At 59.3% G+C, this 23,222-nt stretch carries 12 protein-coding genes and 1 pseudogene; 10 read left to right on the top strand and 3 right to left on the bottom strand.

Going from position 1 to position 23,222, the window contains the following annotated elements; genetic code table 11:
* The first annotated feature begins 220 nt into the window (after window positions 1–220).
* Complete coding sequence (locus CY652_RS07840) at window positions 221–2,614, top strand: AAA family ATPase (protein WP_146010043.1); 2,394 nt, start codon at window positions 221–223, stop codon at window positions 2,612–2,614.
* A pseudogene (locus CY652_RS23885) lies at window positions 2,563–3,547 on the top strand (IS3 family transposase). The gene CY652_RS07840 and the pseudogene CY652_RS23885 overlap by 52 nt, the downstream one beginning before the upstream one ends.
* A gap of 36 nt (window positions 3,548–3,583) precedes the next feature.
* Here CY652_RS23885 and CY652_RS07860 read toward each other — a convergent pair.
* Window positions 3,584–9,514, bottom strand: coding sequence for a DUF3320 domain-containing protein (locus CY652_RS07860; protein ID WP_102130156.1), 5,931 nt, complete (start codon window positions 9,512–9,514; stop codon window positions 3,584–3,586).
* Between the two features lie 605 nt (window positions 9,515–10,119).
* Between CY652_RS07860 and CY652_RS25080 the strand changes: the two genes are divergently transcribed.
* From CY652_RS25080 to CY652_RS07875, 4 genes are all read left to right on the top strand, one after another.
* A complete protein-coding gene (locus tag CY652_RS25080; protein ID WP_374703637.1) occupies window positions 10,120–10,545 on the top strand; it encodes an AAA family ATPase in 426 nt (141 codons plus the stop codon).
* A 307-nt stretch (window positions 10,546–10,852) separates the two neighbouring features.
* Complete coding sequence (locus tag CY652_RS07870; protein WP_102130158.1) at window positions 10,853–12,760, top strand: DUF262 domain-containing protein; 1,908 nt, start codon at window positions 10,853–10,855, stop codon at window positions 12,758–12,760.
* Window positions 12,738–13,079 (top strand): hypothetical protein, encoded by a 342-nt coding sequence (locus CY652_RS23890; protein ID WP_146010045.1) that lies wholly within the window; start codon window positions 12,738–12,740, stop codon window positions 13,077–13,079. Before CY652_RS07870 ends, CY652_RS23890 begins: the two co-directional genes overlap by 23 nt.
* A 294-nt stretch (window positions 13,080–13,373) precedes the next feature.
* On the top strand, window positions 13,374–15,137 hold the full coding sequence (locus CY652_RS07875; RefSeq protein ID WP_102130159.1) for a GmrSD restriction endonuclease domain-containing protein: 1,764 nt from the start codon (window positions 13,374–13,376) through the stop codon (window positions 15,135–15,137).
* Between the two features lie 336 nt (window positions 15,138–15,473).
* Here the strand turns inward: CY652_RS07875 and CY652_RS07880 are convergent, their stop codons facing one another.
* Window positions 15,474–16,316: a DMT family transporter gene (locus CY652_RS07880; protein ID WP_102130160.1), complete on the bottom strand. Its 843-nt coding sequence runs from the start codon at window positions 16,314–16,316 to the stop codon at window positions 15,474–15,476.
* A gap of 123 nt (window positions 16,317–16,439) precedes the next feature.
* On the opposite strand from CY652_RS07880, the gene gcvA reads away from it, so the two are divergent.
* Window positions 16,440–17,330 carry a transcriptional regulator GcvA gene (gene gcvA / locus CY652_RS07885; protein ID WP_102130161.1) on the top strand — a complete coding sequence of 297 codons (891 nt, stop codon included), beginning with the start codon at window positions 16,440–16,442 and terminating at the stop codon, window positions 17,328–17,330.
* 183 nt (window positions 17,331–17,513) lie between these two features.
* On the opposite strand, the gene CY652_RS07890 is transcribed toward gcvA, so the two are convergent.
* A complete protein-coding gene (locus CY652_RS07890; protein ID WP_180970471.1) occupies window positions 17,514–18,110 on the bottom strand; it encodes a helix-turn-helix domain-containing protein in 597 nt (198 codons plus the stop codon).
* A 205-nt stretch (window positions 18,111–18,315) separates the two neighbouring features.
* On the opposite strand from CY652_RS07890, the gene CY652_RS07895 reads away from it, so the two are divergent.
* The 3 genes from CY652_RS07895 to CY652_RS07905 all read left to right on the top strand — a co-directional run bounded on the left by CY652_RS07895 (window position 18,316) and on the right by CY652_RS07905 (window position 23,208).
* Window positions 18,316–20,373 (top strand): hydantoinase/oxoprolinase family protein, encoded by a 2,058-nt coding sequence (locus CY652_RS07895; protein WP_258002229.1) that lies wholly within the window; start codon window positions 18,316–18,318, stop codon window positions 20,371–20,373.
* A 14-nt stretch (window positions 20,374–20,387) separates the two neighbouring features.
* Entirely contained in the window at window positions 20,388–22,169 is a 1,782-nt protein-coding gene (locus CY652_RS07900) for a hydantoinase B/oxoprolinase family protein (RefSeq protein ID WP_102130312.1), read from the top strand.
* 181 nt (window positions 22,170–22,350) lie between these two features.
* Window positions 22,351–23,208, top strand: coding sequence for an ABC transporter substrate-binding protein (locus CY652_RS07905; RefSeq protein WP_102130164.1), 858 nt, complete (start codon window positions 22,351–22,353; stop codon window positions 23,206–23,208).
* Window positions 23,209–23,222 lie beyond the last annotated feature (14 nt).

Consider the following 23,222-nt stretch of genomic DNA (forward strand, 5'->3'; position numbering starts at 1 on the left):
CACGAAACAGCCTGTATAAATCTGCTCACACTGTGTCGCCCCGCAGGGTTTTGTAGTATCGGCCAATTTTACCAAGTGCGGTAATATTTGCTGCGACGAGCCGAACGTATCTAGTACTGGGCCAGGTAATGCGTATCGAGTAAGCTAGTTCGGAAGCTGCTTTGACAGTGGTAACTAGGCTCCCCCAACGGGCGTCGTAGCACCGGGTGGCGGAGTGGATTTGAACAAGGAAGTAAAAGAAACAGAGTCGTTGAGAGACAGATTTATCTGCGGGGTAGTGATGAAGCTCAGTCGGTTTGCGAAAATCCGTGGGTACCGAATCTTCCGGGACTTTATATGGCCAAAAAATCTAGAAGATTTTGGTCGATTCAATCTCGTCTATGGTTGGAACGGTTCTGGAAAGACCACACTTTCCGGCCTTTTCAAGCCGCTCCAGCTGTCTGCTCCTATTGTCGACGGCGATGTAGATTTCGTCTTCGACGAAACCTCTGTGTCTGGCCGGAATCTCAGTCAGGTCGCACTTCCTCCCGTTCGTGTTTTCAATCGCGATACGATAGCGCGCAGCGTGTTTGAGACGAGTAGCGGAGTCCTCGGTCAGCTTCCTCCGGTTTATGTATTCGGCGAGGAGAGTGCGGAGAAGCAGCGTCATCTGGATGAGCTCAAGCCGCAGCTTTCGAGTCTGGCGGACGCCGTGACGACCGCGAGTGCCAGTATCGAACGTGCGCAAAAGGAACTCAATGACTACGCAACTGCCACGGCTAGGGCAATAAAGAACTTGCTGGTTGCTCCAAGGGGCAGCTTCAATAACTACAACGCGGCGAACTTCAGGGAAAACATCGCGCGGATTTCCTCTTCAACGAAGCAGTTGCTGTCGGTAGCGGAGCGCGAATCTCTACTTGGCCTTAAGGATGCGCAGCCTCTTCCTGCCGTTCGGGTCGGCGAGGCGCCGTCTTTGAATCTGCTAGGCCTGAGAAACGAGGTGCGACAGGCCCTGCAGAAGACGGTCGTGTCGAACGTTATTGGGCAGCTTGCTGCCAACCCGGGAGTCAGTGCCTGGGTTCGGGACGGCCTGAGTATTCACGCGCATGAAGGAGATGCGGAGGTCTGCATGTTTTGTGGGCAACCGCTTCTTGCAGAGCGACTGCGAAGGCTGGAGGCTCATTTCAACGACGAGTTCCGGCGTTTTACTCAAGATCTGCAGGCGCTGGCTAATCGCATTGAGAGAACTGCTGCGGGACTCAACAATGTTGCGTTAGTAGATTCGAAGGATCTATATCCTGAACTTCGGCCGGAATATGACGATGCATGTCTCAAATTTGAGGCAAGTCTTGAGAACGTCCGGCGCGGACTATTAGGGCTTGCGGATGCCGTGAAGGAGAAACAGTTCCGCGTCTTCGAGGTGTTGGATCTGGACAGCTTCGCTGCTGGCGAGAGTGGTATACAGGAAGAAAGCAAATCTTTCCTGTCCATACTTCTTGGGGCGCTCGACGCAGGCTTGAATGCCGTTGGCGAATTCATGGGTCAACGGGCTTTCGCCAGCATAATGAGTGCTGCTCAGAAGCATAACGAGAAGACTCAGTCGTTTTCCAAGGAGATTGAGTCCATACGCGAGCGGTTGCACAACCACGAACTTGCTGTGGCGCTTGATGGCTGGCTGGAATTGCAAAGCCAGATTAAATCCACGACCGAAGTGCATTCTCGGGCAAAAGGGAGGACGGCCGAGGTCGAGAAACAGATCCGCGTGCTGGAAGCTGCCATTCTCGAGCACAGGCAGCCAGCCGACGATCTGAACCGGGAGTTATACAGTTACCTCGGTCATGATGAAATTCAGGTCGCCGTCGAGGATACGGGCTATCGGCTGGTACGACGTGGCGGAGCGGCGACGAACCTGAGCGAAGGGGAGCGCACGGCCATCGCGTTCCTCTACTTTCTGAAGTCGCTTGAGGATCGGTCGTTTGATCTTAGGCAGGGCATCGTCGTAGTGGATGATCCGATTTCCAGTCTTGACTCGAATTCCGTATACAGCGCGTTTGGGTTCATGAAGCGGAAACTGAGCGATGCTGGACAACTATTCGTATTAACGCACAACTACACATTCCTGCGCCAGGTCCGGAACTGGTTTCAGCATGTGAACAGCGGGAAAAAGGTGAAGCCTGCGAAATTCTACATGCTGCGTGCATCGTATTCTGACGGGCAGCGCAGTTCTATTCTGGAAACCATGGACCGCTTTCTTCAGGATTACGAGTCGGAGTATCACTATCTGTTCAAGCGGATCTTCGAGGCAAGTGAAATCAAGGGCGGAGGAGCGTTGCAGACGTACTACGAGCTGCCTAACTTGGCTAGACGGCTGCTCGAAGCGTTTCTCATCTTCAAAGTTCCGGATGAAGCCACGCTGCATGCGAGACTCGAGGCTGTTGAGTTTGACGGGCACAAAAAGACTAGGATTCTGCGGTTCGTCGACACCCATTCACACGCTGAACAAATTGGAGAGGGGCACGATGACGTGTCGGCATTGTCTGAAGCGCCGAATGTGCTCAAGGAGTTGCTGGAACTTATCGAGGCATGCGACAAGGGGCACTTTTATCGAATGAAGCAGTCGTTGTCGGAGCGGTAAACGTATCTCGGAGAAATCTTCCAGTTCGGAAATTCGGCCGAACGAGTGTCAAATTACATGCGTCGTCGTTGGACAACTGGTGGGTGAGAGGCGGTCCGGATATTGATGACCGAGCGCGCGATGGGTATCCCCCGGGGCTTGCAGGCTGGTTGGGATTTCGCGGTCGCTGTTCCGCTACGAGTCGCGTCGAACCGGCGGATGACCAGGCGCTGACGGGGCGGATGGTGGCTATCGCAGCGCAGAAGCGCCGCTACGGCTATCGCCGCATTCACGTGCTGTTGCAGCGTGAAGGCTGGCTGGCGAACCACAAGCGTATCTGGCGCCTGTACAGCAAGGCCGGGCTGAGCGTGCGCAAGAGGAGGCGAAAACGCATCGCTGCTGTCGAGCGCAAGCCACTGCCCACGCCCACCGGCCCGAACCAGAGTTGGTCAATGGACTTCGTCTCAGACGGCCTGGCTCATGGACGACGCTTTCGATGTCTGAACGTGGTCGACGACTACACCCGGGAATGTCTGGCCATTGAAGTCGACAACTCGCTGCCCGGCCTTCGTGTGAAGCAGGTCTTGCCGAGACTGGCTGAAATGCGTGGCTTGCCTGCTTCAATTACGGTCGACAACGGTCCGGAGTTCGCTGGGAAGGTCCTGGATGCATGGGCTTTCGAAGCCAGTGTAACGCTGTCGTTCATCCGGCCCGGCAAGCCAGTGGAGAACGCCTGCATCGAGAGTTTCAGCGGACGCTTCCGGGATGAATGCCTGAACGAGCTGGTTTGTCTCCATGCGTCATGCCAGAAGCTTGATTGAATCGTGGCGGATCGAGTACAACACCGAGCGGCCCCACAGCTCGCTCGGCTATCTGACGCCCGAGCAGTTCGCGCGGGCGCATGACGCAACCCAGCAGTTTTTAACCTCGGACTCTAACTGTGGTCCGGACTAAAACCGGAGGCAGGTCACCTCGACGCTTTCGGATGGCTTATTTCCTCAAATGGACTAAACCACCCTCGACAACTACCACCGCCTGAAGTCGTCCGTGGGCGAGTGCTCGGGAAATGCGCGCACCGGCCTCGGCAGTTGTCCTGGCCACACCCAACAACCGACACACTGCTTTTGCCAGCCCGTCCTGCGACGTGCCGCCTTGCTGCATGAGGATGTACACGGCCGCGTTGCCCAGTTCTTCGAGGGTAATCTCGTCGATACTTCGGCGCGTTTCGGCGTCGTTTCCTGGAACGCGGATACCTTCCCACGTGCTCGGATTGACGTGTTCTGGCCAGTAGAAAATGGTGGCGTTGTCTGTAGTACGAGCTACCTGTCCGGGCACCAATGCGCTCAGATGAGCTTCGATGCGGCTACCTACTCGAGAGAGTCCCCAGGCTCGCGTTACGCGCTTGAATAACACCCCCTGCGACACGGGCCCTTCCGTTTGAATTACCTGGACTAGCTGACCAGCCAAGGTCGACATTGACCGGCTTTCATAGAAAAGATCCGGATTGCCTTTATCCAGGCTGACCAGTTCATATTCGGGAAGCTGTGCGACAGGAGCAACCGACTCCATGACCGACTCGGCTCCTGTGTATAAGGTATGTGATTCTTCCTCGTGGGCCGTTTCTTCTGGCAGTTTAACCGTCGGCTCGCCCTCGGTGGGCATCGTCGCTACCAATTCTTCCAGCCGGGCCACAAGCTTTCGCATTGGCTCTTCAGGATTCAGCCACCAGTCGGTAGACCAGATTCGATACAACTCCCAGCCAAGCCCCTCAAGGACATGCTGGCGGAGTCGGTCTCGGTCGCGGGCCGTTGCGCCCGAGTGATACATGGCACCATCGCACTCAACGCCCAGCAGATAGCGACCCGGCGCACGCGGGTCGACTACGCCAATATCAATCCGGTACCCAGACACGCCGACCTGCGGATGAACTGTCCAACCCTTCTCGCGAAGCGCAGAAATGACTTGCCGCTCGAACGGACTGTCAGGCTCCCTCCCGGTCGGCATGCTTTGTTCGATCAGGGCGCGCGGGCCACGGATGGCGAATTCCAGATAGTTCTTCAGGTCTCGGACGCCAGCGGCCCTGACACGCGACAGGTCAATCTGCTCGGGCAACAGCGTACTGAAAATCACGATGCCGACACGGGCACGCGAGACGGCTACGTTGAGACGCCGATGGCCGCCTTCCAGGTTCAACGGACCGAAGTTGAGACTGACCTTGCCCGACGTGTCCGGACCATAGGTGATGGAGAAGAAAATGATGTCGCGCTCATCGCCCTGAACGTTTTCCAGGTTCTTGATGAGCAGCGGCTCCTGCGCCGCCTGCGCAATAGCTTGGTCCAGCTGCTGGGATGCTCGGCGCCGCTCATCCAGCATCCGTTCAATCAGGCTCTGCTGCGCTTGATTGAAAGTCACCACTCCAAGCGTTAGTTGCCGTTTCGTCGGGTCGAGGTAATGCTGTTCAATCGCCTTGACGATGGCATCGGCTTCCGCGCGGTTGGTCCTCGAGCCGCCGCGGTCGTAGACGCCGTGGACGCGTTCGAAGCGCACGCTCTGGTCGTTCGTGACGGGCGATGGGAACGTGACCAGCTCATTGTCATAGTACGTGACATTGCTGAAGGTAATTAGCCCTTCATGCTTGCTTCGGAAGTGCCAGGTCAAGCGTAGTTCAGGGAGGCCGATACTGAGGCATTCGTCCAGGATGCTCTCAAGGTCCTGAACGTCGTCGCTATCCACGCCATCGTCAGAGTCATCTGACCGCGAGAAGAAACTGGTCGGCGGCAGTTGTTTCGGGTCGCCGACGCAGACAAGCTGCTTGCCGCGCGCAATGGCACCGACGGCATCCCATACAGGAATCTGGGAAGCCTCGTCGAAGATGACCACGTCGAACTGGGCGTGCGACGCGTCCAGATACTGGGCGACCGACAAAGGCGACATCAGCAGGCATGGCTTCAGCCGGGTCATCAAGCTCGGCAGGTTTTGCACCAGTTGCCGAATCGGCATGTGCTTGCGCTGCTTCTGCAGTTCGCGTCGCAATTTTCCCAGCTCAGAATCTGCGCCGGGCGCAACCTCTACGCCCGCGGGAATTTGTCCCGCCAGTTTGGCCGCAATATATTGCTGGGTTAGTTTCTGGAAACGTTCGTCAGCCTCCTTGAACTCAGCAATCTTACGGTCATGCTCGGCACTCGCGAAGTTGCAGAGTATGGGCTCCCGGTCAATCGCTTTTCGCAACCACCAGCTCTGGTAGCTGTATTCGAAGAACACTGCCACGCTAGACAACGGTGCCTCGCCGACCTCCACTGCGTCCACAATTCCCTGCAATCCGCTGCTAATTGCATTGGTGCGGGATTTCCGCCACAGACACCACGGCTGCAATTGTCGCGAGGCAGATTGCCATTCCTGAAGCAGGCTCAACAGTCGAGGAGTCACGCCAGCGGCAGTTGGGTCCAAACCGAGTTCGGCCTGGCAGTGCCCGAGCTCAACAACATGGCGGAGTTGAGCCGTGAAATCTCGATAGCAATCTCGGTACGAGAGCAAACTTGCGCCAAGCGGCATATCCGCCTTCAGCATGCTTCGGTTGTCCGCAACAAATGGCTGAAGCTTCGTGCGAAGCGTTGGGGCCAGTTCGATGTCATTGCCGGCAATAGTCGTTACCGCGTCCGCAAACGAAGTTGCCCACCGCTCGGCCGACTCAACGGCAGCCCAGTCCGTTTTCGACGCTGCGAACGTTTCATGCAGCAGTTCTGTCGCATCGTGCGACATGGCCTCGAGGGCTTTGTCTTCGGCGTTGACGGTTGTCAGTGCGGTGATGACAGCCGGCACATCTCCACTTTGCGGGCGACGCTGGTCTTGCCGATACAGGCGCAGTCGCCCGGTAACAGCACGCTGGGCAAACAGACTTTTAGGCCACCAGGTACTGGTTGCCGCCGCCCATTGCAGCTTCAGTTCGGACGCGTTCAGGGTGGCAAGGTCATCCGCGTAGTGTTTGCTAAGCGGCTCCCATGCCTGATTGCGCGCCAGGCCGTGTTGCCGCAAGTTGGCCAGTCGGTTGCGAGCGGACTCGTCGTGCGCCGACCGGGCAACATCGACCGGCACAGTGGGTGCGGCAGAAAGTACGTCGGCCAGTACATCGAACTTGCCCAACCCATTCAGGGAGAACGCAATCTTCGGAAGACCCAGCTGATTCAGCAGGTTTGACGCGGCCTCGTCCAGCTTCTTGATTTGTGCTTCGAACTTCGAAATCGTATCGAGAAACTCCTGCTGCCAGGATGGCGTCCACTCAGTTTTGTGAACGACTGACAGAGGATGGTTCTGCAAGCCGCTCAACTGGCTAGCCAATGCTCCCATCTGGCGGCAGGTTTCGCGCAGTGCCTCGAGTTGCGTACGGTCATGTACATCTGCATCGGCCCATAGCATCGTGCCGGGTCGCCATTCCGCATGCTGCAGGCTGGTTCCGATGGCATCGTAAATGGTCAGGTCGTTCGGATGGATGTGATGCAGCGCACGCGCGACTCCGTTGAGGTCTGCTCGAAGCGTCAGTAACCGTTCTGACTCTCGCTCCCAGTCCTTCACCGTACGTGTGCCGGCTGCATCGAGCGCGACGCCGAGCTGCTTCAGAACATCTGCTTTCTTCGCCTTGGACGAATGCAGCTCGAGACAAAATGGCCCCAAGCCGAGGCTGCTGAGCCGACGATGGACCACCTCCAGCGCGGCCATCTTCTCCGAGACAAACAGCACGGTCTTCCCGGTAGCCAGCAGGTGCGCAATCAGGTTCGAGATGGTCTGACTTTTGCCCGTACCCGGCGGACCTTCAATGACAAGATTCTTGCCTTCGGCGGCGACGCAAACGGCACGCAGCTGCGACGAGTCCGACAGCAGCGGGGTGAACAGGTCTTGGGGCCGGAATTTCTCATCCAGGGTGCCAGGTTCGAAGCCTGTCGCGCTGTCAGCAAAGGCCTTGCCGGGGTTGTTAATCAAATGGGCAACAACGCTGTTTTCTTGGAGCTGCTTCTGGCGGTCCTGGAGGTCCTTCCACATCAGATGCTTCGTGAACGAGAAGATACCCAGATGGACCTGTTCCTTGACCTCCCATCCCTTCAGCTCAGCTACATGCAGGCGGAAGGTTTGCAGAATCCCGTTGACGTCGATGCCATGGTCATCTGCGGGCAAGACGTCAAACGACGGTAGCTTCAGGCTGAAGTCCTGTTGCAGCTTTTGCAGCAACGTCGGGTTCACGAGCGCATCGTCATCGTGACGGGTTAAGCGGAACCCACTTCGGACAGACTGGCGGGACAACGTGACGGGGATTAGCAGAATCGGAGCCAGGTGGCTGGATTCAGCATCCTTGCTCTCCTGCCATTCCAGCATCCCGAAAGCCAGAAACAGCGTATTGGCACCGCCTTCCTCCATGCCTGTGCTTGCCGTTCGGAATATCTCGAGAAGTCGACCTTCCAGCGCCTCTTCCTCGACATCCGTGACGATTTCGTTCCGGCCGAGTGCGTCGGTTGCGAGGTCATCCATAGCGGCCGTGCCGTTCCGGCCGGCATACACATTGGCGTCGCGGCCGTCCGAACCGGACATCAGCTTCGGCTTCGCACGAACGCGGAATTCTTTTCCGTCCGCAAGTCGGTCTTCCAGTGCACTCGGGTCGGGGCAGATGACGCGCAGCGAAGATTTCGTCGGCTTGAAATTCAGCAGCTTGTTGCGGAGCGTCAGGTCGAGCAGCTTGCTCTTCCATTTTGCCAAGCGGCCCTCTGGGGTTTCTGGCGTGACATCATCGCGTAGGGGGATGACGATGGGGTCCAGTCGCGGCAACGGCGGTACGTCCTCGATGACGGGCGTTTCGACCCTGGCAACCGGGATATTCTTCTCGTCGGACTGTGATGAACGGGACGGGAGCGGGCGAATCTGAACTTCGCGTGCGCGTCGGACATCGACGGCGTACGCGAATTCGGCTTCGTCATTCAGGTGTTCCTCGCCACGGGTGCAGGCCCAGCGAAGCGATGGCTTCTGTCCGCCGGCTACCCCGGTGGTTTCGAAGACCATGAACTCGCCAGATTTCACTCGCTTGCGAACCGCTTGGACATCGTCTATCAATGCGGTCGGGAAACTGGTGTCTATCAGCCAGACACCGACCCAGGCGTGACCTTCCTTGAAGAGCACGACGGGATGCAGACCTGCTTGCTCCAGACATGAGGCAAACAGCATGGCGAGGTCCAGACATGTCGCAAGCTTGCCATCCAGAATGCGTTCCGGCGTCCGGATTTTCTGACCGTCATTTCCGAACGACGCCGGCGGATTGGAATATTGGATGTCCTCGGCAACTATCGTGCTGTAGATGGCCGATACCTGTTTCCAGACCTTCTCGCGATTCTTGGATTGGTATCCATCCATGGACAGCTCGGCCGACGTCTGGCGCAACAACCCGGATGCCCGCGCGAGGAGCTTGTCTACGACCCGCGAGTTTGGCATGCAAAACGCGGCCAGCAGTTCGGGTAACGACCGTGTACCGGCCCACTGGTCGTAGGCGAGCACATCAATGTTGTGCGTTGCCGTTACGAGTGCCGTTTCCTGGACGCGCAACGTCGCCGTGATGATGGCTCGCTCAGATTCGTCGAGCTGGCTGAAATACTGATGGTCCGGACGCAGATCGACTGGTGCGAGGCGGCGGCTCTCACCGGGCGCCAACGCCTCAAAACGGAAGCGAATACTCTCGGCAAAAGCTGGCACACATTTGACGAGTAGCTCGACATCAGCGAGCGTTGTCTCCCCATCGTTTACGACGAGAATTTCACGGACGACCGGGACGTTGTTCTGGATTGCTGCGTACCCAATGGTCGGGTCGGCAATAACCTGAACGCTCGGTAGTTTCACATCGGTATCGGTCGTCCAATCCCCGGCGTCATCTGCCTGTTCCTGCATCATCCCCGTTCCCCATTTTTCGTGCTGGGCTCAACCAGATCGCTATTGCTGCAGGTGACGTTATCCAAGTTGAACCATGATATTGATCACGCGCTTAACTGTGATTCTTTTGCAAGGATTTTATTCTCTCTTGGAACATATTAGTTGTGTGGAAAGCTCTTATTTGCGTATTCCTCATGTTCAATCGAAATATTCCGCCTGATAGACTGTTCTGATGGGCAGACTTCGTCAACACTGGTGGGTACTTGTGTATGTCCGAATGCGTAGAACGAATGCAAACCTGTGTTGGAAAAATTGTGGTGCTTGGGATACATATGTCGCGCATGTGCCCAGATCCGAAGTACTGGTGTCCGCTGATTTCCCGGGCGGCCTCGGTCGCGCACACAGTCCGGGGCGGACCTCAGCACCGATCAGCCCGGTGTGGCGCGGAGCGGCATGATCAATGCGACGCTCAAGGCCCAGTTGCGTGAGCCAGTCGGTGCGGATGTACCTGATCCGTTGCCCGATACAACCCTGGGCTCATTCGCGCGGGTAGCGAGCTGGCTGCGGGCCGTTCCGGCGACTGTGCTTGTATGGACCGCTCGGTACTGGGAAATGGTATTGGCCCGATGGCCGGCACAGCAGCTCGAGTTGCCGTTGCGGGCCAAGCGCAGATCGGATCTGCTCGGCATGTCCGTTGGGTAAACGAAAAGAATATTGCGAATATATTTCGCGAGGCCGCCGAGGACGGGGCGACGCTACTGATCGATGAGGTCGACGGACTCCTGCAGGATCGTCGTCGTCGCGCGGTAAGGAATCGGGAAGTGACTGCCGTTAACGAGATGTTGGCTTGCATGGGAATCTTTCACGGGGGTTTCATTGCGTCAACGAACCTGACGGACGGCTTCGACCGGGCAGCGCTTCGGCGCTTTGATCTCAAGGTCCGGTTGACTATCTCACGCGGGGCGAGTCTTGGCAGACTACTCTGCCGGCAGGTTGAGGCACTTGGGTTGCCTGCGCCGGCTCTGAGCTGTGCTCGGGGCCGGATCGTCTGAGTATGCTCACACCGGGAGATTTTGCGGCGGTAGCCCGTCGCCATCGGTTCCAAGCGCTGCTGTTGGCAGAGTTTCATTGCGACGCTTGAAGGCGGATGCGCGTTGAAAGAAACGCCGCCTGTCGCTATTGGGTTTGTGTAAGTCCGAATCATGGATGAAAATGGCGCTGGGCTTGTTGACGGGGACAAAACTCTATCTCCGCCGGAGATCGGCGATATCTCCTGGCGTATGAGACGAGATGCGCGTCTGAAGTCGATGACGGACGGAGCTAGCCCATTGTGACCCAACACGTTGACGAGAAAAATACATGCTGCCGCTGAAACTTGAGACCGGGGAATCGAAACTTTTAACGCTCCGGGAATTGCTGTCTTACGATTTTTATATTCCGCCGTTCCAGCGCCCATATGACTGGGGTAGTTCCCAGGTTGTCGATCTTGTCCGCGATCTCAAGGACGCTGAGTTCAAGGGCATGCCTCTCTTCCTCGGCTTAGTCGTGGTTTGCCCTGACAATACAGGGGCCCTTGGAATCATCGATGGCCAGCAGCGTCTGACCACGCTCATGCTGGCGGTTGCGGCGCAGGGTGGTGGAAACAAGGTTGTTCGAGCGACTGCGGGAGGTCTGACCTCACTCTGGGTATCACCGCGTAAAGCCGATGGCGATTTCTCAATTGCGCTGTTAAGCGGGCGCCGAGAGGTTGAGCAAACTTTGTCCCAGAGGCTGATGGTCGATGCGTATAATCTGCTGATCGAGCGTAGCGGCGAATTTAAGGAAGAGACTCTGCTTGATGCTCAGGTGATCCTGTATGTTGCTCCTGGACTTGCTGGCGCTACAAGCCTGTTCGAGCGCATCAATCTTCGTGGCAAAGAAGTGTGTCAGTTTGATCTGGTAAAGAACAAACTCATTGAGTGGGCTGGAGCTGAGCATGACGAAGAGGTTAGGCATCAGCTGGAGGATCTGATTACACGACGCTACGACATTCTATATCAACGCTTGGATGTCACCAGCCACGGAGAGCCGCTCGATTCCGACAAGTTGTTGAAGGTGCACTGGATACTGTTCACGGAAAGACAGTTCAAAAGCTCGGACCGAGTGCTTCAGCAGGTTGACAGTGCTTTGAAGGCCGTAGCAAGCGATGGAATGGGTGTTGGTACGTGGATAGAGCGGTACCTGAATACGCTGGTAGAAGTGGCCGAAATATGGGTTGCTGTGGAGCGCCCCTATGAACGCATGCCCAAGGAATATGGGCAATCCTTGCGGGATGCTCTGCTCGACTTTGCGCGGTTGGGCCGAGATGGCGAGTTGCAACCGCTTATCGTTGCTGCTATTCGACGGTGGAGGGACCAGGCTGAGGCGTTGGTGCGATTTTGTGAAATCAGTTCTTTCCGAAGCGCGTTATCAAAGGAGAAGAGCAACCGCGGTCGCTCCTTCAAGTGGCGTGTCGCGCGCCAGTTGTATCAAGACAACTGGACTGACGGCCTTGGTCATGCTGTTTCCACTCCCACAGATGCAGCGCATCAAGTGTTTTGGCATACAACCCCCTACTGGAACGTAGAAGAAGGCTCTCGCTTGGGCGAAGAGTTGTCCGAAGAGCAGAAGAATTCGCAAGTTTTCCCTGATGGTGCGCTGGAGAGTCCGCAGTTTTATATTCAATATCGGCACCTCATTCACTATCTCTTCTGGAAATACGGGCGGCATCTTCCTGAGTCAGACGAGTGGGGACCATATACGCGGGAAGATATTTCCCCTTTCCAGGACAGCGTCTGGTTCGGCAAAGAGGGGGCTTTCCGGTCTTGGGACGTTGAGCATATTTATCCGCAGACTCCTGACGATCAAGATCAGAGAGAGGGGCGACTCCATAAAAAGAATATGGAGCGCTGGCTCAATCATCTTGGCAATCTTACCGTTCTTCCGATTCGTGACAACCGCGGGATGAAGAATGTGCCTTTTGTTGGGGAGCCGAGCAAGCTTAAATGGCTGCAGGATCAGCGTAAAGTATCATTTAATGAACTTCTTGCGAATAGTGATTACCGGGGTAATCTTATGGATCGCCCACACTGGGGGCCCAACAATTGCCGGAAACGTGTAGCCCAGATTCGACTGGCGGCAACTGAGCTGTGGGGATATCCCGCAATCTGCAAGTTGGGTGTAGGTGTATGGGATGAACGTGCCGACGACCGGCAAGTTGAGGACGATGACGAAGAAACTGCCGCATGATTTGCCCGTCGTCAGTCATGAGGTGGGTATGTTGGCTATTTCTACACTGTACATACCTGAATGGAGGCGCAGTATGGCATCTGTAGTAAGGAAGCACGAAGGGCGCGAACTGTTAGTTCGGGTGTTCTCCGTCGGCGATCAACGGCCGCTTGATCACTTTCTGTCGGATTCGGCCATTGCTTTGCGCGAAGTTGTGGTGGCCGGTAAATTAAATTCGTCAAAGGATTTTGAGGGCTGCCTAATTTACGAAATTGATCAAGAAAAAATCACAGCGAATAAATTCCGCCGAATTGTTGTTGGGTCAACACATGCCAAATAGGAATTGATTGACTCTACAATAGGACGGGCTGAAGTTGAAAATTTCTTTATTAATTCTTCTGTCACTCAGGATGGTTAATCATACGTAATTTTCTGGGGCGAGATTAATGCAACGCCGTATACCGAGGATGTTAGATAGGCGTGAGCTCGCCGCGGAAACAACAGCGGTGACCATCCCGTATAACGTGGCATCTCTAGCATTGGTAGGTCTGTCATTCAGGCTTTTGTACCTACGCAACGGCTCGGTACTCGATGTGTATTGAAGTCACATGCTTCGGGGATTTTTTTAAGAACTATGACCGACACTCTCTTCAAAGAGGTCCACTATAGCCTCGGTGGCCTTATCGGGGACATCGGACTTGGTCGAATTGGTCTGCCGGACATCCAGCGTCCGTTTGTCTGGGCCAATTCCAAGGTTCGTGATTTGTTTGACTCGATGTACCGTGGCTATCCGGTTGGTTACTTCTTGTTCTGGCAAACCGGCGCAGAAGGTACCGATGCCAAAGTTATCGGAGAGACGAACAAGCAAAAGGCGCCCTCGCTACTTATCGTGGACGGCCAGCAACGTCTGACCTCGCTATATGCAGTCATTCGTCGTGAAGCCGTGCTGCGCGAGAACTTTGAGCGCGAATACATCCGTATCGCCTTCCGGCCGCAGAGCGGCACTTTTGTCGTTCCCGATGCAACTACGGAACGGGACCCCGAGTACATTCTCGACATCTCCGGGGTATTCAATCGGCCGACCCACAAAACCATAGGCGAATATCTCAGGCGCCTGGCGGCTGCGCGTGAGGTTTCCGACGCCGAAGAAGAAAAGATTGCCGACGCTATAGGGAGGTTGGCCGGTCTGACTAACTTTCCTTTCATCGCGCTTGAGCTATCGCAGCAATGCACCGAAGAGCAGGTTGCCGACGTTTTCGTGCGCATCAACAGCGAAGGTAAGAAGCTCAACCAGTCGGACTTTATCCTGACTCTGATGTCAGTTTTTTGGGATGACGGACGCACCGAGCTGGAAGCATTCTGCCGCGCAGCGCGCCAGCCTGGACCAACGGGACAGCCGAGTCCGTTTAATCAAATCTTCCAGCCGGACCCCGACCACCTCTTACGCGTTGACGTGGGCGTGGCCTTTCGGCGTGCGCGTCTGGAGCACGTTTATTCGCTGCTGCGCGGGAAGGACTTGGCAACCGGAGAGGTCAATCTTGGTCAGCGTGACAATCAGTTCGGCAAGCTGCGTGATGCCCAGGCCCGGGTGTTGAACGTTACCTACTGGGCCGATTTCCTCAACATAGTGCGCGCCGCTGGCTTTCGCAGCACGAAAACCATCAGTTCGGTTAACGCGCTGGTGTTTGCCTATCAGCTCTATTTGCTAGGGCGTACGGAATACGGTGTCGATGGGTTTCAACTCAAAAACGCTATCGCACGCTGGCTGTTCATGTCGTTGCTGACTGGCCGCTTTACCTCATCACCAGAATCGCGAATGGAGCAAGATTTGGCCGAGTTGCGCGAACTGAAGTCTGCCGACCAGTTTCTGATGCGCTTGGCTGCAGTAGAGATCGGAACCCTGACGGACGACTACTGGACCAAGACGTTACCGATAGACCTGGCTACTTCGGCGAGCCGTAGTCCTGCACTATTCGGCTTTTATGCGGCGCAGACTCTATTGGGTGCACGAGCGCTGTTTTCCAAGAGTCCAGTGGCTGACCTGCTGGACCCCCCAGCTCAGGGACAGAAAAAAGCGCTAGAACGCCACCACCTGTTTCCCAAACAGTATCTGAAGAAGCGGGGTATCGATAGCGTGCGCGACATCAATCAGATTGCGAATTACGCATTGGTCGAGTGGGATGACAATATCGCCATCTCCGATGTTCCGCCAGCGAACTATTGGTTGCAGTACGCTGCACGCTTTTCGACTACGGAATTGGAACAAATGCTCGAATGGCACGCCTTGCCAGACGGTTGGTGGAATATGGGCTATGACGAGTTCTTGATAGCACGTAGGCCACTGATTGCCAATGTGATTCGTGCTGGATACGAGAAATTGTCGGGTAGCGCAGTTTAAAAATAGGCTTGTCTCGAAGGGAGATTTTCTGCGGACAGGTTATGCTTTATTTTGTCACGTTCGGACAATTTATGCTTTATCAGTAGTGAGCCGTAGCGCGAAAACTCCAACGATTTCGGACAACTTATGCTTTATTTCGCGGACAAGTTATGCTTAACGGCACACTTTAATTTTTCCGCAAGATACGCGTTGTTCCGCAAAATCTAGCGCATCTCGGTCCCACCTGGTCGCCTCTGCGCTTCCTCACATAGTGCTCCGCCATAGCCATTGAATTGTGGCCTGGCTGACGCTGCGCCTGCCGGATTTCGGCGGTAACCCATGGCGCTTCAGGTCGTGTCAAAGCCCCAGACAAATCGCTCCGGCCGCGACGACCATGCAGGCGAGCCAGCGCGTTCCACTGACCGCTTCCCGCAGAAACACTCGCCCGATCAGCACCGCAAACACCACGCTGGTCTCGCGCAATGCCGATACCGCGCCCATCGCGCCCGACTGCAGTGCCCAGATCACGATGCCATACGCCGTGATCGACACCAGGCCGCCGGCGAGCGACGAGCCGACCGCCAGCGGCTCGGATCGTATCGGCGTCCATAGCGGCGCGAGCCCGCGCACCGCGATAAACAGCACCGGCATCAGCCAATAGAACAGGAACATCCACGCGGTGTAGGTGAGCGGCTGGCTGTTGGACAACCTGACGCCGACGCCGTCGATCACGGTGTAGAGGGCGATCGTCGCACCGGTCGTCAGCGCGGCCAGTGCACCCGTGCGCGACACGTGATTCCCCTGCAGCGCGATCGCGATAATACCGCCCGAGATCATCGCGATCTCGAGCGCGTGCAAGGGGCCGATCGCCTCATGCGCGAAGAGCGCCGCGCCGAGCGTGACGAGCGGCGGCGACGAACCGCGCGCGATCGGGTACGCCTGCGCCAGATCGTTGCGGCCATACGACCGCACGAGGCTCATGTTGTAGAGGATATGCACGAGCCCCGATGCGACGATGTACGGCCAGGCGGCGCCGGCCGGCCAGGGCGTGGACAGGACGACGAGCGTGGAGACCGCCGCGATGGCGATACTCATCCACGTCATGGACAAAAACCGGTCGCGGTTGCCGTGCAGCATCGCGTTCCAGCTCGCGTGGAGCAGGGCAGCAAGGAGCACGATGCCGCCGGTATAACTGAGCATGCGGGTTGTGGGCCGGAAAGTGAGCGAGAGATTGAATCAGCGATGTAATTGGCAGGATATCTATCTTGTGGAGGTCAAACAAACCAGATAAATTGACGAGTCGAGTTAGATAAACTATTTCGGATGAAACGGGTATTGCCCCCGCTCAATGCCTTGCGGGCTTTCGAGGCCGCGGGCCGGCTCGGCAGTTTCAAGGAAGCTGCCGCCGAATTGCACGTGACGCATGGTGCGGTGAGCCAGCACGTGCGCCTGCTCGAAGAATGGCTTGGCGCATCGTTGTTTGACCGGTACAACCGGCGCGTGGCGCTGACGCCGGCGGCGAAGGCTTATCTGGAGGAAATCGGCCCCGTGTTCGAGCAGCTCGCGCAGGCAACCGCGAGATTTGGTCTCTCCGAAACGGCCTCCCGGACGCTGTCCGTGAACGCGCCCGCAACATTCACGCTGCGCTGGCTGGTGCCGAGACTGGCTAAATTCCGCGCCGGGCATCCCGACGTGGACGTCAACGTGGAGACGTCGAACGAGTCGCTGGAAAGTCTGAAAGAGACCTATGACATCATCGTTCGGGGCGGTCCGGACACGTTCTATGGCTACTCGATGCGACCTTTCCTGTCCGACGAGCGACTTCCGGTCTGTAGTCCTGCGCTTTTGCAGCGAGTGCCGCTTCGATTGCCGGGCGACCTGCAGCAACACACGTTGCTGCACACTTCGAGTCTTCCCCGGCTTTGGCCCGACTGGCTGGCGAGCGCAGGAATTCCTGCCCTGAAGCCGGCAGCCACTTTGACCTTCGACCACTTCTATCTGACCTTGCAGGCTGCCATCGACGGAATCGGCATTGCGATGGGGCCGATTGCACTGGTCTCCGACGATCTCGCTGCCGGCCGGCTTGTCACGCCGTTTGCCGGTCCTCGTCTGCCGTCGCGCAGCTATTGCACCTACGTTCCGGACGCGAAGTTCGGCGATGAACGGGTCGTGCTGTTCCGTTCATGGCTCGAGCGCGAAGGGATAGGTTCATGAGTACAGGCGGGCGCTCGCCGGGCGTATCGGAACGGGAGCCATTGCGAACGGGGCTGCTTGCCTGGCGGCGCCGGCGATGACGAATGGCGTCATCGCGATTTGCATATTCGAAAAGAAAGCGTCCTTCAGAATCCGCTGGGGTATGACGTGCCGAGTACAGCCGGGCAGCACGGCACGTGGAATTCAGAAAGTAGGCGGCGTATTGATCCAGACGACCCGGCAGTTCTCGTCGCCGGCGGCGCGATAGCTATGCACGCGGTCCGATAGAAAGAAGAAGCTGTAGCCGGTCGGCACGAGGTGCCGTTCCCCTTCGATCAACAGTTCGAGCTCTCCCGAGAGCACATAGCCCACTTCCTCGCCGTCGTGCTGGAACGGGCCGCACATCGGGCCGCCGGCGGGCATTTCGAGCAGGAGTCCCTCGAGTTGGCGGTGCTCGCTGAAGGGCGTGAGGATTTCCGCCGTGCTGCCGTCGCCGCCGTCGGTCACGCGCGGCTGGCGCGGCCGGTCGTTGGGCCCGTAGATGGTGCAGACCGCTTCCTCTTTGGGGTCCATCAGCGCCGCGACATTGACGCTGAGCGCCTTCGCGATCCGGTGCAGCGTGGTCAGCGAAGGCACGACGACCGAATTCTCGATTCGTGAAAGCAGGCTTTCCGAGCAGCCCGCCGCGGCCGCGAGGTCCTTCAGGCGCAGCCGGTTGAGGCGACGCAGATAGCGCACGCGCGGGCCGACGTCGGGCAAATCCTCGCGCTCCCGGTCGGCTTCCGGATTCAGGTTTTCCATCAAGCTTCCATGCATTGAAATGTGTGTGTCTTGCCTGCAGCCGCCGGCTTCCGGCAAGGCGCGTGGCCCCCTCCGCCCTGTATATAGCAGAACGCGAGCGACTTGTGTACCACGCAAGCCTGGAGTTTATTTTGAAACTACTTGCTAGTTGTGAAAGTGGGTTGCACACTGCGCATCAATAAGGACAGGGAGTTGCGCGATGCGGATGTCGATTGATGTCGGAGGCACGTTCACTGATCTGATGGTCGACGAACCCGGGCGGGCTGCGACCCTGTTCAAGTCGCCCACGACCTATCCGCATCCGATCGGCGGCATTCTCGGCGCCCTGGCGCTTGCGGCGAAGGCGAGCGGCGTGGAGGTCCACGACCTGCTGGGCCGGACCGAAATGCTGTTCCATTCGACGACGCGGGCCATCAATGCCGTCGTCACCGGCAACGTCGCGAGGACGGCGTTGCTGGTCACCGCGGGGCATCCGGACATCCTGCTGATCCGCGAAGGCGGCCGCACCGATCCCTTCAACTACCGCGTTCCCTATCCGGCGCCCTACGTTCCGCGTTCGCTGACCTTCGAAATTCCGGAGCGCATCTGGGCGGACGGCCGCGTTCACGCGCCGCTCGACGAGGCGGCGGTGCTCGGCGTCATCGGCGAGCTGAAGGCGAGAAAAGTCGAGGCCGTGGCCGTCTCGCTCATCTGGTCGATCGTCAACCCGTCCCATGAGGAGCGCATCGCGGCGTTGCTCGACGCGCATTTGCCCGGCGTGCCCTATACGCTCTCGCACCGGCTCAATCCGACCGTGCGCGAATATCGGCGCACGTCGGCCTGCGCCATCGACGCTTCCCTCAAGCCGATCATGAGCGACTATTTGCGCACGCTGAAATCGGAGTTGCAGGCGCGCGGGCTGACCGGGCAGATCTTCGCGGTGACTTCGCAGGGCGGCCTGGTCGATGTCGCCGATCTTGCCGCCCGTCCGATCCTCGCGCTCAATTCCGGTCCCGCCATGGCGCCGGTCGCCGGCCGGCATTTCGCTCAATTGGAAAACGTGCGCACCGCCATCGTCACCGATGCCGGCGGCACGACCTACGACGTCTCGCTGGTACGCGACGGCGCGTTGCCGAGGACGCGCGAGACCTGGCTCGGGCCGATCTACCAGGGCCATCTGACGGGATTTCCGTCGGTGGACGTGAAGAGCGTCGGGGCCGGCGGCGGCAGCATCGCACGGGTCGATGCCGCCGGCCTGCTGCACGTCGGGCCGGAAAGCGCGGGCTCGACGCCGGGCCCCGTCTGCTACGGCCGCGGCGGCCATCGTCCGACGCTCACCGATGCGGCGGTGGTGCTCGGCTATATCGACCCGGCGTTCTTCCTCGGCGGACAGATGAGTCTCGGCCTCGAGGCGGCGCGCGACGCCATCGCGACGCAAATCGCGGCGCCGCTGGGCATCGGCGTCGAAGAGGCCGCGCTTTCGATCCTGGACCTCGCCACCGAGAGCATGGTGAACGCGATCGAGGACATCACCGTGAAGCAGGGCATCGACCCGGAAGAAACCGCGATGATCGGCGGCGGCGGCGCGGCCGGCATCAATGCCGTGCTGATCGCGCGCCGGCTGCGCTGCGCGACCGTGGTTTTTCCGGACGTCGGCGCGGCCCTGAGCGCGGCCGGCGCCATGATGTCCGAGTTGACCACGGAGTTCTCGCGCACGGCCTTCATGAAGACCACGGCCTTCGATCGCGATCGGGCCAATGCGATCGTCGCCGAGCTCGTCGCCCAGGCGCAGGCGTTCTTCGCCAAGGCGGGGCCGAACGCCCGCGACGAGCAGATCGACCTTTCCATCGAGGCGCGCTATCCGAGCCAGGTGTGGGAGATCGACGTGCCCCTGCGAGGCGCCCGGTTCGCGAGCGACGACGACGTGGCTGCGCTGATCGCCGACTTCCACGCCCGACACACCGCGCTGTTTTCGTTCCGCGACGACGGCGACGCCGTCGAGATCATGAGCTGGCGGGCGCTGGCGCGCTGCCGCGTGTCCGAGGCGGCGTCGATTCGACTTGGCGAGGAAGGCGGGGCCAAAGACATCAGGTCGAGGCCCATGTATTTCCGCGAGACTGGGCTCGTCGAAGCGCCGGCCTGGCGTCTCGAACGCATGGCCGTAGACGAGGACGTGGTCGGGCCCGCCATCGTCGAGAGCAACTTCACGACCATCGTGGTGAATCCCGGGGCGCGGGCCGTGCGCCGCGCCGGCGGGCACCTCGTCGTCCACTGCGCAACGTAGAAGGGGAGATGGACATGCCGGTCCCGAACCAGTCGAGCGCGCCTGTGGCAAACGGCGTCAAGCTCGCCATCATGCAGAAGCGCTTCGAGGGCGTGACGCGCAAGATGGCGAACACGCTGTTGCGCACGGCGCGCTCCGGCGTCATCAACACGGCGCGCGACTTTTCCTGCGCGATCGTGACGGCCGATTGCGAGCTGCTCACCGCCGCCGACAGCTATCCGATCCACGTCATCGGCGGCGCCGATCTCATGGCGCGGGCGATGCTCGACATCCATCCGGACCTGCGCCGCGGCGACGCCTTTCTGCACAACTCGCCCTACCACGGGAATTCGCACGCGGCCGACCACACCATCCTCGTGCCGGTCTTCGACGACCGTGACGTCCACCGCTTCACGGTCGTCGCCAAGGCTCACCAGGCCGATTGCGGCAACTCGCTGCCGACGACTTACATGGGCAACGCGCGCGACGTCTACGAGGAGGGCGCGCTGATCTTCCCGGCCGTCAAGGTCCAGTCGCACTACGAGGACAATCGCGACATCGTCAACATGTGCATGATGCGCATCCGCGTGCCGGACCAATGGCGCGGGGACTATCTCGCCATGATCGGCGCGGCGCGCATCGGCGAGCGCGAGATCGTGCGCATGGGCGAGGAGCTCGGCTGGGAGGCGGTGACTGCGCATGCCGGCCAGTGGTTCGACCTGACGGAGCGCCAGATGGTCGAGGTCATCTCCACCATCCGGTCCGGCAGCGCCCGGGGCACCTGCACGCACGATCCGCTGCGCGGCACGCCGCCCGGCGGCATTCCGGCCAACGCCGACGTCACCGTCGATGCCGCGAACGGCCGCATCACCGTCGACCTCACGGACAACCTCGACTGTCTGCCGGTGGGCGTGAACCTCAGCGAGGCGTGCGCCCGCTCGGCGGCGCTCGTCGGCGTGCTCAACAGCCTTCCCGTTTCCATCACACCCAATGCCGGCAGCCTGCGCCGAATCGGGGTGAAGCTGCGCGAGAACTGCTGCGTCGGCATTCCGACGCATCCGCATTCGACCTCGGTGGCGACGACGAATCTCGGCGACCGCGTGTCGAACGCGGTGCAGCTCGCCATGTCGGCGATCGATCCGGCCATCGGCATGGCCGAAGGCGGAGCCGCGCTGCCGCCCTCGGCCGGCGTCATCTCGGGCCGCGACCCGCGCAACGGACACGCCTTCGTCAACGAGGTGATCCTTGCCGCCGGCGGCGGCCCCGGCACGCCGGTCGAGGATGGATGGCTCTCTCTGTTCTGCATGGGCAATGCCGGCATGCCGTTCTACGACAGCGTGGAGATCGACGAAATGCTGCACCCGATGATGATCGAGGTTCGCAAGGTCATCGCCGACAGCGAGGGCGCGGGCACCCATCGCGGCGCGCCGGGCATCGTGACCGCGTTTCGTCCCGTCGATTGCGATTTCGAGCTCGGGTTCTGTTCGGACGGCACGGTGAATCCGTCGCTCGGGACGCGCGGCGGCGGCAACGCGCGGGCGGCCCGGCAATACCTCGAATCCGATGCGGGCGAGGTACGCGAACTCGGCACCTCGGAGCACGTCTACGTGCGCCGCGATCAGCGGGTCGTCTCGATGACCAACGGCGGCGGCGGATACGGCGATCCGGCGGCGCGCGACCCGGAGCGCGTCGCGCGCGACGTGGCCGAGGGATGGGTTGGCCGCGCGCGCGCCCGCGATATCTACCGCGTCGCGCTGACCGACACCGGGGCGGTCGACGCCGCAGCGACCGCCGCGCTGAGAGCGTCACGGCCGTGACGGCCCGGCGTTTGGCCGGCTGCCGTGCGGGGCGGCCGGACGTATCCGCAGTCGGAATGTCCGCGCATGGATCGCGGCGGCGGTAGCTGCCGTCTCGACCTCGCGACCGGCACGGCCCCTTGGCTGTGCCGACAGGCCAGGATTCGCAGTCCATTTGATGTTCAACTTCGTCAGGTGACCCATGTTTTCATCGAAAATATTCAAACTGCTGTTGTTGGCCGTCGCGAGTTTCTTCTTTGCTTCCGGCGCCTATGCGCAATCCTGCGAGCCGGGCCAGGTCGCGCAGAAGTATCCGTCGCTGGCGGGCAAGACGCTGAAGATCGGCATCGATCCCGAGTCGCCGCCCTACGTCTTTCGCGACAGCAAGGACTTCAACAACTTCGTCGGCATCGACGCCGATCTCGCCCGCGCGGTCTTCGCCTGCGCTGGCGTCAAGGTGGAATTCTTCTCCGGCGGATGGTCGGGGCTGCTGCCGGCGCTCAACGCAGGCCAGATCGACGTGATGTGGGATAACCTGTATTACACGCCCGCCCGCGCGCAACAGACGAACTTCGTCACGTACATGCAGGCGGCGACGGGCGGTCTGGTCCAGGCGGGCAACCCGAAGAAGATCGACGACATCGGCAAGCTGTGCGGCATGACGGTTGCCGCCGGCGTCGGCACGGTCGAAGACCAGATGGCCCAGAAGCAGTCCGACGAGTGCACGGCGGCAGGCAAGCCGGCAGTGAACCTCATGACGTTCCAGGACATTGCTTCGGGCGCCCGGCTCGTGGCGAGCCGCCGCGCCGACGTGATGATGTACGACCTCGCGCTGGTCGACCAACTGGCGAGCCAGAATCCGCAGCTCTATACGCGCGGTTTCATGGTGATGAGCGGGATGAAGATCGCCGTCGGCATCAAGAAGGGCAACAACGACCTGATGGCAGCCGTATCCGACGGCCTCAAGGCGATGCAGGCCAACCAGACGCAGGCCGCCATCTTCAGGAAGTACAACGTCGATCCGAAGCTGATCGCGCCCGTCACGGTGCTGACGCAGTAGTCGTGCCCCGCGCC

Source organism: Burkholderia sp. WAC0059, assembly GCF_002870125.1.
In the GTDB taxonomy this organism is placed as follows: domain Bacteria; phylum Pseudomonadota; class Gammaproteobacteria; order Burkholderiales; family Burkholderiaceae; genus Paraburkholderia.

What these genes read in the sequence shown, in the direction of transcription:
- CY652_RS07895 (WP_258002229.1), top strand. Translation starts at nt 18,316, where the DNA reads ATGTCGATTGATGTCGGAGGCACGTTCACTGATCTGATGGTCGACGAA.
- gcvA (WP_102130161.1), top strand. Translation starts at nt 16,440, where the DNA reads ATGAAACGGGTATTGCCCCCGCTCAATGCCTTGCGGGCTTTCGAGGCC.
- CY652_RS07875 (WP_102130159.1), top strand. Translation starts at nt 13,374, where the DNA reads ATGACCGACACTCTCTTCAAAGAGGTCCACTATAGCCTCGGTGGCCTT.
- CY652_RS07880 (WP_102130160.1), bottom strand. Translation starts at nt 16,316, where the DNA reads ATGCTCAGTTATACCGGCGGCATCGTGCTCCTTGCTGCCCTGCTCCAC.
- CY652_RS07860 (WP_102130156.1), bottom strand. Translation starts at nt 9,514, where the DNA reads ATGATGCAGGAACAGGCAGATGACGCCGGGGATTGGACGACCGATACC.
- CY652_RS25080 (WP_374703637.1), top strand. Translation starts at nt 10,120, where the DNA reads ATGGCCGGCACAGCAGCTCGAGTTGCCGTTGCGGGCCAAGCGCAGATC.
- CY652_RS07890 (WP_180970471.1), bottom strand. Translation starts at nt 18,110, where the DNA reads ATGGAAAACCTGAATCCGGAAGCCGACCGGGAGCGCGAGGATTTGCCC.
- CY652_RS07870 (WP_102130158.1), top strand. Translation starts at nt 10,853, where the DNA reads ATGCTGCCGCTGAAACTTGAGACCGGGGAATCGAAACTTTTAACGCTC.
- CY652_RS07905 (WP_102130164.1), top strand. Translation starts at nt 22,351, where the DNA reads ATGTTTTCATCGAAAATATTCAAACTGCTGTTGTTGGCCGTCGCGAGT.
- CY652_RS23890 (WP_146010045.1), top strand. Translation starts at nt 12,738, where the DNA reads ATGACGAAGAAACTGCCGCATGATTTGCCCGTCGTCAGTCATGAGGTG.
- CY652_RS07900 (WP_102130312.1), top strand. Translation starts at nt 20,388, where the DNA reads ATGCCGGTCCCGAACCAGTCGAGCGCGCCTGTGGCAAACGGCGTCAAG.